This window comes from Streptococcus oralis (assembly GCF_001579175.1).
In the GTDB taxonomy this organism is placed as follows: Bacteria; Bacillota; Bacilli; order Lactobacillales; family Streptococcaceae; genus Streptococcus; species Streptococcus oralis_O.
In genome coordinates, this window is sequence record NZ_KQ970761.1 from 91804 (window position 1) to 93097 (window position 1294).

Here is a 1294-nt window from a genome sequence, read left to right on the forward strand (position 1 = left end):
TTGTTCAAGACGAAGTAGTTCTTCTGATTCATTGCCATGGTTCGTAGGATATCATCGATCAAAAAAGTCAAGGGAACATTCATGGCAGAGTATTTTTGGAAATCCTCTTCAAAGCGGATGTAACTATCTGAAAAATAATCCATCTGTAGTTTGTTTTCATACAGCTCTTTTCTAGTCATAAACTTCCTCCTCACACAGTCGAATTTCGAGGATATCTACAATTCCTACCAGCCTATATCCCTCATTTGTCCTAATAGATAGAGTTTGAGGTGATAATTCACTCACCTCGCCGATGATTGTCATTTTTTGCTTTCTTTCCTTGACAACAAAACATCCCTTTAATTGACCAACATAAAGCTGAGAAAGCAAGCGTAGCTTCTCAACTAAATTCAAATTCGTCGAAAAATCAACACGATTTTTTTCTTCACCAAGCGAGCTGGTATGCTCTGAGAGGAAAAAGCCCATCCACTTCTGCATCCCTGGATCTTGATAGTCTCGCGCAGATTGAAAAGGTAAATAAGAACGATCAATCATTGTAATCCATCTAATCCTCCAGCAGAATGCCCACCAATCAGCTTGCTTCTAGCAAGACTCCTAGAGGCTTCTTCCAGTGCATTGGCCTTTAAGAGAGAAGTGAAACCAAATTGTTGCCGAATGGAGTCAATAGCTGTCTGGAGCCTTTCTTCTTTTTCTAACTTGTCAACATCATCAAAGAGGGAGATCAAACCAAAGGACTCGTCTACAAATCCTGAATAGTTGACTCCGACACTTCTGACCGCTCCAGAAGTGTATTTATTATGAAATAGCTTCAAAACATAATCCGTTAAGATCGCTGTATTATTGGTCGGTTCGACCTTCATTTGTGTGTGAATAGACGACCTGACCTCCTGTTTAGAGAAACCAACATAGATAGAGACAAGGGTTGTTTTCTTTCCCGCTCTTCTCAATCTAATAGCCACCTGCTCTGCCATTTCTCGGAGAATAATTTCAATATCCCGTAGCTTCACGTAGTCTCTCGGTAAGATTTGAGAATTGCCTAATCCCTGAGACTTGGCTTTATAGGGTTTATGAATATTGCTTTCATCAATCCCGTTAGCATGAAACCACAAACGTAGGCCAGCCTGACCGAGAGCTTTCTTTAGCTGGTCTGGATTGCTGGTGGCCAATTCCTTGATAGAAAAAATCCCCAGAGCATGCAAGCGTTTCTCCATCCGCCTGCCAATCCCCCAAAAATCCGTCATCTTGGAAATGCTCCAGACCTTCTCTTCCACATCCTGGTAAGACCAGTTGGCCC

Annotated in this window: 2 protein-coding genes and 1 pseudogene; all 3 read right to left on the reverse strand. The window is 41.8% G+C overall.

Annotated features, from left to right (window positions below; translation table 11 throughout):
* Positions 1 to 179 (reverse strand): DUF5960 family protein (locus SORDD24_RS11360; protein WP_231082747.1); only part of this gene is annotated, 179 nt, incomplete at its 3' end.
* Entirely contained in the window at positions 172 to 534 is a 363-nt protein-coding gene (locus tag SORDD24_RS08860) for a hypothetical protein (protein ID WP_061409684.1), read from the reverse strand. The genes SORDD24_RS11360 and SORDD24_RS08860, both read right to left, overlap by 8 nt.
* A pseudogene (locus SORDD24_RS08865) lies at positions 531 to 1294 on the reverse strand (DNA polymerase); the annotation flags it as partial. The gene SORDD24_RS08860 and the pseudogene SORDD24_RS08865, both read right to left, overlap by 4 nt.